The sequence below is a fragment of the Vreelandella rituensis genome (assembly GCF_003336665.1).
Classification (GTDB): domain Bacteria; phylum Pseudomonadota; class Gammaproteobacteria; order Pseudomonadales; family Halomonadaceae; genus Vreelandella; species Vreelandella rituensis.
In genome coordinates, this window is record NZ_QPIJ01000093.1 from 1 (window position 1) to 8444 (window position 8444).

An 8444-nucleotide genomic window follows, 5' to 3' on the forward strand; every position below is an offset into this window, starting at 1 on the left:
CAAGACAAGGCTGTAGAAGGCGAAAGCGCCTTTCCAACCGCAGGGTTGCTTACCCTGCGGAAAAACCAACGAAGGGACGCTGCTTCTGCGATTCGCGCCCCTTAATCCGACAGACTGCTAGCTTGCTTACCAACCGAACGCGCGTTCCATTATGATGGTGGGAAAATTTCGGTTATTTGCTGTTTTATGGACACAATACCTTTATGGACAACACTCCCCGACAAAATCTAGGCATCAGTGCCTACCGCTGGTTGAAAAACGACATCATCAGAGGCGTCTATCAACCCGGTGAAAAACTGTTGATGAGCCGCCTGAAAGATACCTACAACTTAGGTATCGGCCCACTGCGTGAAGCCCTTTCGCAACTTGTGGCGGAACATCTGGTGGTGGCGATCAGCCAACGTGGTTATCGAGTCGCCCCCATGTCGTTGGCCGAACTGCAAGATATCTACGACGCCCGCGCCCAGGTCGAAGCCATGGTGCTCAAGCTAGGCATCGAACGCGGTGACGATATATGGGAAGCGCAAATTCTGGCCAAGGCCCATGCGTTGGCCAAGGTCACCGAGGTCAACACACCGGATGACCTCCTGGAGATATGGGATTCCCGACATAAAGATTTCCATAGTGCGATTGCCGCCGGGTGCAATTCGCCGCATTTGCTCCAGGTTCGCGAAGGCTTGTTCGACAAGGTGGAGCGTTATCGCCACCTCTGGCTGCGGGAAACGGTATTTTCCGATGCCGCCCTTGAAAAAAAACGCCAGGAACACGCCGCTCTGGTCGACGTCATCCTGGCACGAGATACCCAGCTTGCAACCGATATGATGCGGGAACACCTGATGACGCCGGTGCCCATCATCACCGAAGTCATGCGTCGCCAGGGCATGGCGTGAAAACAGGTGGGTAAAAATGTAGAAATTTTAAAATAATAGCGATACATTGATACCATGTTGGGTTTCGAGGTGTTTTTATCGTCACCCGAATTTTTGCCTAGATCTCGACAAGGAGCTACGCCATGACCCATTTCAACTGGGATGACCCCCTACTGCTGGAACAGCAACTGAGCGAGGAAGAGCGCCAGATCCGCGACGCCGCCTATGACTATTGCCAGGAAAAACTGCAACCTCGCGTACTGAGCGCCTTTCGTGAAGAACGTTTCGACCGTGAAATCATGACCGAAATGGGTGAACTGGGTTTGCTCGGCGCTACGGTCTCGCCTGAATACGGCGGTGCCGGGGTCAACCACGTGGCCTATGGTTTGATCGCTCGGGAAGTCGAGCGGGTGGATTCCGGCTACCGCTCGGCAATGAGTGTGCAGTCCTCGCTGGTCATGTACCCCATCGAAGCCTATGGCTCGGAAGAGCAGAAGCAAAAATTTCTGCCCAAGCTTGCCAGCGGTGAAATGGTCGGCTGTTTCGGTCTGACCGAACCCGACCATGGCTCCGACCCCGGCTCGATGATTACCCGTGCCGAGAAAGTCGACGGCGGTTACCGCCTCACCGGCCAGAAAATGTGGATCACCAACAGCCCGATTGCCGATATCGCCGTGGTCTGGGCCAAGTCCGCCGCTCACGACAATCAAATCAAGGGATTCATCGTCGAGCGTGGCGCCGAGGGTTTCACCACGCCCAAGATCGAAGGCAAGGTCTCGCTACGCGCTTCGATCACCGGGGAAATCGTGCTGGACAACGCCTTCGTCCCGGAAGAAAACATCTTGCCCAACGTGGCAGGCCTGAAAGGTCCTTTCGGCTGTCTGAACAAGGCACGCTACGGCATTGCCTGGGGCGTGATGGGCAGTGCTGAATTCTGCTGGCACGCGGCGCGTCAGTACACCCTGGACCGCAAGCAGTTCGGTCGCCCCCTGGCCGCCAACCAGCTGATCCAGAAAAAACTCGCCGACATGCAGACCGATGTCACCCTGGGTCTGCAGGCGGCGCTTCAGGTCGGGCGCTTGATGGATAGCGGTAACTGGGCCCCGGAAATGGTCTCGCTGATCAAGCGCAACAATTGCGGCAAGGCGCTGGATATCGCCCGTCAGTCCCGCGACATGCACGGCGGCAACGGTGTCTCAGATGAGTACGGCGTGATCCGGCATATGGTCAACCTGGAGTCGGTCAATACCTATGAAGGTACCCATGATGTCCACGCCTTGATCCTGGGCCGCACCCAGACCGGTATTCAGGCATTTTTCTGAAATGGATGAGCCCATGAACGATACCTCCACACCCAAGCCGCTGGCCGGGGTCAAGGTGCTCGATCTTTCGCGGGTGCTGGCCGGCCCCTGGTGCGGCCAGTTGCTGGCTGACATGGGCGCCGACGTGATCAAGGTCGAGCGCCCCGGCAGCGGTGATGACACACGCCACTGGGGACCTCCGTGGCTCCCAGGTACTCGGGAGTCCGCGTATTACCTCTCTGCCAATCGCGGCAAACGCTCGGTCACGGTGGATATGGCCAAGCCTGAAGGCCAACAGTTGATCAAACAGCTGGTGGCCCAGTCCGACGTCCTGCTGGAAAACTTCAAAGTCGGCGGACTGGCGAAATACGGGCTGGATTACCCGAGTCTCAAGAACGAAAACCCGCGTTTGATCTACTGTTCGATCACGGGTTTCGGGCAAAAAAGTCCTTATTCTCACCGTGCCGGCTACGATTTCATGATTCAGGCCATGGGCGGCATCATGAGCCTGACCGGCCAACCGGACGATGCCCCCGGAGGCGGACCGGTGAAAACCGGTGTGGCCACGGCCGACATCTTTACCGGCCTGTATGCCGCCAATGCGATTCTCGCGGCCCTGTTTCAACGCGAACGCAGCAACAGCGGTACCCATATCGACATGGCGCTGATGGATGTTCAAGTCGGGGTACTCGCCAATCAGGCATTGAACTACCTGACCTCTCATCAGGTGCCGCAACGCCTGGGCAACGCCCATCCCAATATTGTGCCTTATCAAGCATTCGCCACGGCGGACGGCCATATGATCCTTGCGGTGGGTAACGACGACCAGTTCAAACGCTGCTGCAAGGTGCTCGAGCTAGGCGCGCTGTCCCAGGATCCGCGCTTTGCCAGCAACGGCGCCCGAGTGGCTAACCGCGAACAGCTGATACCGACTCTTCAGGCGGCCTTCTTGCGTCATGACACCGCACATTGGCTGGCGGCGCTGGAAGCCGTCGGGGTGCCCAGCGGGCCGATCAACACCCTGGACCGGGTTTTCGATGACCCCCATGTCAAGGCACGCCAGCTCAAGCAGACCTTGCCTCATCCTCAAGCCGGGCAGGTGGACCTGGTTTCCAACCCGATTCGCTTCAACGATGTTGTCTTGAATGCCGACATGCCCCCACCCGGCCTGGGCCAACACACGCACCAGGTCCTTGAAGAAATGTTGCAACTCGATGCAGAGCAAATCGCCGCATTGAAGCAACAAGGCATCATCTGACGCTCGATCATTGTTTTTCTGATCACTGTTTTTTGCCCTTAGCCGGGCCTTGGGAGAGCCATTATCCATGTCACATTCGTTACCGAATTCCAAATCTCCGGGTACGTCTGCTCTGCCGGAAAGCCTGGCCGAGCTCGTCATACCCGATGCCTATATCAATGGTCGATGGGTGGGCGCTGAAAAACGCTTTGCCGTGACCAACCCCGCCACCGGCGAGGTATTGGCTGATGTAGCGGATCTGGATGCAGACGCCGCTCGCGAAGCGGTGGCTGCCGCCGATGCCGCCTGGCCCGCCTGGCGCAAGCTGACCGCCAAGCAGCGCGCCAACCTCCTGCGAGCCTGGTTCGACGCGATCATGGCTCACCAGGAAGACCTGGCCCGGCTGATGACTCTCGAGCAGGGCAAGCCCCTGGCAGAGTCCCGTGGCGAGGTCGCCTATGGCGCCTCATTCGTCGAATTCTATGCTGAAGAAGCCAAGCGTATCGCCGGTGAGACCTTGCCGGGACACGGTCCCGACAAGCGTATTCTGGTGTTTCGCGAGCCGATCGGCGTGGTGGCCGCCATCACGCCCTGGAACTTCCCGCTGGCCATGATCACTCGCAAATGCGCCCCGGCCCTGGCCGCCGGCTGTCCGGTGGTGATCAAGCCCGCCGAAGCCACCCCGCTGACCGCCCTGGCCCTGGCCAAGCTGGCCGAGGATGTGGGTTTCCCCGCTGGCGTGCTCAACGTGGTCACGGCGAGTCATCCCGCCGCCATCGGTGAAGTGCTGACCACCGACCCGCGTGTACGCAAGATCTCCTTCACCGGCTCTACCCCCGTCGGCAAGAAATTGCTCGCCCAATGTGCCGGCACGGTCAAGAAGGCGTCTCTGGAACTGGGTGGCAACGCTCCCTTCATCGTTTTCGACGATGCCGACCTGGACGCCGCCGTGGAAGGTGCCATTGCTTCCAAGTTTCGCAACTCGGGCCAGACCTGCGTATGCACCAATCGTTTTCTGATCCAGACTGGGGTATATGACGCCTTTGCCGAAAAGTTAGCCGCTCGAGTGACAACGCTGGGCGTCGGCAATGGGCTGGAAGACGGCATCGTTCAGGGTCCCTTGATCAATGCCGCTGCGGTGGACAAGGTTCAGTCGCACATCGCCGATGCGATGGAAAAAGGCGCTCGACTGATCTGCGGTGGCGAAACTCATGCCCTTGGCGGTACCTTTTTCCAGCCTACCGTGATCGCCGATGTTACCGCCGAGATGCGCGTGGCTCGGGAAGAAACCTTCGGCCCCCTGGCCCCGCTATTTCGCTTTGAAACGGTTGACGAGGCCATCGCCATGGCCAACGCTACCGAATTCGGTCTGGCCGCTTATTTCTATGCCCGCGATTACAAGCGTATCTGGCATGTGATGGAAGGCCTGGAATATGGCATGGTGGCTGTTAACGAGGGCATTCTCTCGACCGAATTGGCGCCCTTCGGGGGCGTCAAGGAATCGGGCCTGGGTCGCGAAGGGTCGCGCCACGGCCTGGATGAATACACTGAACTAAAGTATGTCTGTATCGGCGGTCTATGATCGATCGCCCACGTCCAAACAAGGAGTCAGCATGAACAACGCCCAACTCAACGAACTCAAGCAGAAATATGTCGCCAATGGCGCTGCCAGCCCTGCCACCCAATTCGCCGATCATGCTGAGAATGCCGAACTCTGGGATGCGGACGGCAAACGCTTTATCGACTTCGCCGGCGGCATCGGGGTATTGAACGTCGGTCACCGCCATCCCAAGGTGGTGGAAGCGGTCAAATCCCAGCTCGACAAGCTCATGCACACCTGCCAGACGGTGATGCCCTACGAAGGCTACGTGAAGGTAGCGGAAAAACTCAGCCAGATCGTTCCGGTACGCGGCCATGCCAAGGTGATGTTGGCCAATTCCGGTGCCGAGGCCCTGGAAAATGCGGTGAAGATCGCTCGGGCGGCCACCGGCAAGAGCAACGTGATCTGTTTCGATGGCGGCTACCACGGCCGTACCCTCTACACCATGGCGATGAACGGCAAGGTCAATCCTTACCAGACCGATTTCGGACCCATGCCGGGCACGGTATTCCGCGCACCTTACCCGGTGCCGTATCACGGCGTCAGTGAAGATGAAGCATTGCGCGGGTTGAAAATGACCCTGCGCACCGACGCCAACCCCAAGGATACCGCCGCGATCATCCTTGAGCCCGTGCTGGGTGAAGGCGGTTTCTACCCCGCCTCGCCGACATTCCTCAAGGCGATCCGCGAGCTGTGCGACGAACACGGCATGTTGATGATCGTCGATGAAGTGCAGAGCGGCTTCGGACGTACCGGCAAGATGTTCGCCATCGAGCACAGCGGCGTGGAACCGGACATCATGACCATGGCCAAGAGCATGGCCGATGGCATGCCGATCTCGGCAGTCGTGGGTACCGACAAGGTCATGGATGCTTCTGGCCCCAACTCCCTGGGCGGCACCTACACCGGCAGCCCGACCGCCTGTGCCGCCGCCTTGGCGGTAATGGAAATATTCGAGGAAGAAAATATTCTCGAAAAGAGCCGGGCGCTGGGTGACAAGCTGGCCAAGCGTTTCGCCAAGTGGCAGGAAAGTTACGACTGCATTGATAATGCCCGTAACATGGGTGCCATGGCGGCGTTTGATGTGATATCCGACAAAGCCAACCACACTCCAAATGCCGACCTCGCCGGTGCCCTGTGCAAGAAAGCCCGTGAGAAGGGGCTGATCCTGCTTTCCTGTGGCCTGTACGGCAATACCATCCGCTTCTTGATGCCGGTCACTATCGAGGACAACATCCTCGAAGAAGGCCTGGATATCATCGAAGCCTGTTTGAAAGAACTGGTTTGAAGATAAAATGGTTTGAAACGACGGGGTTATAAACACCCCAGGTTAAAACGACCAAGTGGCTGAACCGGCCGTGTCGCCTGCCCTCCCTGGGCCGAGGCGGCACGGCCGGTTTTTTAGCTTCTGAAAATGATTCAATAGCTAATTCAATAGCTTGCCATGATTTTCGTTACCCGGGTCATTGCAATCGCGCTTCACCAAGTACTTGGGTCAAGCGTTCCAGCACCTGGCCGCTATGGCGCCAGAAGTGCCAATACAATGGGATCTCGAGCGGCTGTTGCGGGGCGAGGCTGGCGAGCAGGCCCTTTTCCACCCAGGGGGCCACCTGCATCCACGGCATCATGCCATATCCCATACCGGCGACCGCCAGCCTGAGGAATCCTTCGGAAGACGGGCAGAGATGATAAGGAAATGTGCCGTGGTAGCCGACTTGGGCCAGGAAGCGGTGCTGGAGTTGATCGTGGGGACCGAACACAATGGCCGGTGCACGCTGAAAGGCGTCCGCCGACAGGCCGTGGGAGAAGTAGTGCTCGATATAGCCGGGCGTGGCGCAGGGGTGATACAGCATCTTGCCCAAGGGGACACAACGTGCCCCGGCGATGGGTTGTGCACTGCCACACAGGCAGGCGGCAACATCGCCGTCACGCAAGCGTTTCAAGCCGACGTCCTGATCCTCGATGACCATATCCAGCAACAGCCCCTCGGCTTGGCAAAAACGGCCGATCGTATCGGCCCACCAAGTCGCCAGGCTATCGGCGTTAAGCGCAATACGCAGGCGCGGCGAAGCTTCTTCAAGGGTGGGCAGCGTGCCGCGCAGGTCGCGCTCCAACAGTTGCACTTGCTGATAGTGGTTGAGTAGCCGACGTCCCGCCGGTGTCGGCTGCAGGTGCGGATGACGCAGCAACACCGGTTGGCCCAAGCGAATTTCCAGGACCTTGATGCGCTGGGAAATCGCCGACTGGGAAAGTCCCAGGGCATCTCCAGCGCGCTCGAAACCATCGCACTCGATAACCGTGGCCAAGGCTTCTAGCAATTTGTAGTCCAGCATGTGGCGTCCAATATAAGAAAAACTGATGTGCCATTAGCAAGATGATTTTTCAGTATAACGGCTTGTCGCTATGCTTGCCGCCACAACAACCCAGGCATGCCCCCTGAGTGACCTGTTTCGCCACAGGGTGGCAACCAAGAGTGCAAGGATACGGGCAAATGCTGGAAAGTTATCTCACAGGTCTGCTGGTGTGCGGCGGGATCATCATGGCTATCGGCGCGCAGAATGCCTATGTACTGGGCCTGGCGGTACGCCGCGAACACCATTGGTGGTCGGCCGGCCTGTGCATGAGTAGTGACCTGCTGCTGCTCACGGCGGGCATGTTCGGCGTTGGAGCACTGCTGCTGACCTTTCCCAGCACCATGGAAGTCATGCGTTGGCTGGGCGTGGCGTTTCTCGGCTGGTTGGCATGCCAGGCCCTTTTTCGAGCGACGACGGGCAGGCAGGGGCTGACGGTGTCGGCCTCCGGGGAGCGGAGCCTGAAGCAGGTGTTGCTCGCCACCCTGGCGGTCACGGTGCTCAACCCCCAAGTCTACCTGGATACCTTTTTGCTGATCCCGGCGGTCGGTGCTCAGCAGGAGAGCGCGGCGGTGTTCGTCGCCGGTGCCGGTACCGCTTCCATCCTCTGGTTCAGCCTGTTGGCCTGGGGCGGATCGGCGCTTTCGCCTTGGCTTTCGCGCCCCTGGGCCTGGCGCATGATTGATGGAGTCATCGGCTTGATGATGGCGGCGATTGCCTTGCATCTCGCCTTCAGTGGTCTAAAGAGTTAACGGTTACCAGCAGTGCCCGCCTGAGCCTGAGCACACTCACCTAAAGCACTCTTAAAATTCACCTCCAGCTTGATGAGTGAAGCTAATAAACGGCCAACTAAATTAATTGCATATAACTAAAAAACCTAATACTTAGGTACTGCAAAAACCACTAGATACCTAAACGCACCTTAATATAGTTAGCTTATTTTATATTTTTTCCTATTCTATTATAACAATGGTTCGGACAGTTTTAAAGAAAGCCTGATGCTCAGATAATGGGGTCTCTCACAACATCACCACCCGAGCACAGGCTTTCATGGAAATAGTCAATACAGTCTTGCAGCAGATGTCC

General features: G+C 58.0%; 7 protein-coding genes. 6 read left to right on the forward strand and 1 reads right to left on the reverse strand.

The genetic code is table 11. The annotated features are described in order from the left end of the window. The first annotated feature begins 203 nt into the window (after positions 1-203). The 5 genes from csiR to gabT all read left to right on the forward strand — a co-directional run bounded on the left by csiR (position 204) and on the right by gabT (position 6295). A complete protein-coding gene (gene csiR / locus DU506_RS20065) occupies positions 204-890 on the forward strand; it encodes a DNA-binding transcriptional regulator CsiR (protein WP_114488630.1) in 687 nt (228 codons plus the stop codon). A 122-nt stretch (positions 891-1012) separates the two neighbouring features. After that, positions 1013-2191, forward strand: a complete 1179-nt coding sequence (locus DU506_RS20070; RefSeq protein WP_114488631.1) for an acyl-CoA dehydrogenase — start codon at positions 1013-1015, stop codon at positions 2189-2191. A gap of 13 nt (positions 2192-2204) precedes the next feature. Beyond that, positions 2205-3428, forward strand: coding sequence for a CaiB/BaiF CoA transferase family protein (locus tag DU506_RS20075; protein ID WP_114488636.1), 1224 nt, complete (start codon positions 2205-2207; stop codon positions 3426-3428). Between the two features lie 67 nt (positions 3429-3495). After that, positions 3496-4989 carry an NAD-dependent succinate-semialdehyde dehydrogenase gene (locus tag DU506_RS20080; protein WP_114488632.1) on the forward strand — a complete coding sequence of 498 codons (1494 nt, stop codon included), beginning with the start codon at positions 3496-3498 and terminating at the stop codon, positions 4987-4989. A 31-nt stretch (positions 4990-5020) separates the two neighbouring features. After that, positions 5021-6295, forward strand: a complete 1275-nt coding sequence (gene gabT, locus DU506_RS20085; RefSeq protein WP_114488633.1) for a 4-aminobutyrate--2-oxoglutarate transaminase — start codon at positions 5021-5023, stop codon at positions 6293-6295. A gap of 175 nt (positions 6296-6470) precedes the next feature. Here the strand turns inward: gabT and DU506_RS20090 are convergent, their stop codons facing one another. After that, positions 6471-7340, reverse strand: a complete 870-nt coding sequence (locus DU506_RS20090; RefSeq protein WP_114488634.1) for a LysR family transcriptional regulator ArgP — start codon at positions 7338-7340, stop codon at positions 6471-6473. A gap of 158 nt (positions 7341-7498) precedes the next feature. Here DU506_RS20090 and DU506_RS20095 point away from each other — a divergent pair, with 158 nt between their 5' ends. Further along, on the forward strand, positions 7499-8110 hold the full coding sequence (locus tag DU506_RS20095; RefSeq protein ID WP_114488635.1) for a LysE/ArgO family amino acid transporter: 612 nt from the start codon (positions 7499-7501) through the stop codon (positions 8108-8110). Positions 8111-8444 lie beyond the last annotated feature (334 nt).